Raw genomic sequence first — 732 nt, forward strand, 5'->3', positions numbered from 1 at the left:
GCCCGCTCCGGCCGAAGACGAGGATCATGGCGCGGCCCCCACAGCCTGCCCTAGCCTTTGCCCCACGCCGTCGCGTGCCTGCAGCGCCCGCCACCAAGGCTCGTTGTCGAGGAACCACCTGACCGTGCGCTCCAGCCCCTGATCCAGCGTCACCGAGGGCCGCCAGCCGAGCTCAGTCCGGATCCGGGTCGGGTCGATGGCATAGCGCAGGTCATGGCCGGGGCGATCGGTGACGAAGGCGATCTGCTCGGCATGGGGCCGGGCCTGCGGCCGCATCCGGTCGAGCAGCGCGCAGATCCGGCGCACCAGATCGATGTTCGTCACCTCGTTCTCGCCGCCGATGTTATACGTGCGCCCCACCTCGCCCCGCTGCAGCACGGTCAGCAGCGCATCGGCGTGATCCTCGACATAGAGCCAGTCGCGGATGTTCAGGCCCTGCCCGTAGACCGGGATCGGCTCGCCAGACAGGGCCTTCAGGATTACCACCGGGATCAGCTTTTCCGGGAAATGGTAGGGGCCGTAGTTGTTCGAGCAGTTGGTCAGCACATAGGGCAGCCCGTAGGTCTCGCCCCAAGCGCGCACCAGATGGTCCGAGGCGGCCTTCGAGGCGGAGTAGGGGCTGTTCGGCGCGTAGGGCGTCGCCTCGGTGAACTGCCCGGTGGCGCCCAAGCTGCCATAGACCTCGTCGGTCGAGACGTGATGGAAGCGGAAGCCCTCGGGCCGGCCATTAGA

1 protein-coding gene is annotated in these 732 nt (G+C 67.9%); it reads right to left on the reverse strand.

Annotated features, from left to right (window positions below; translation table 11 throughout):
- Positions 1-24 precede the first annotated feature (24 nt).
- Positions 25-732 (reverse strand): dTDP-glucose 4,6-dehydratase (locus C5F48_RS24310; protein WP_107666182.1); only part of this gene is annotated, 708 nt, incomplete at its 5' end.

Source organism: Cereibacter changlensis JA139 (assembly GCF_003034985.1).
Classification (GTDB): domain Bacteria; phylum Pseudomonadota; class Alphaproteobacteria; order Rhodobacterales; family Rhodobacteraceae; genus Cereibacter; species Cereibacter changlensis.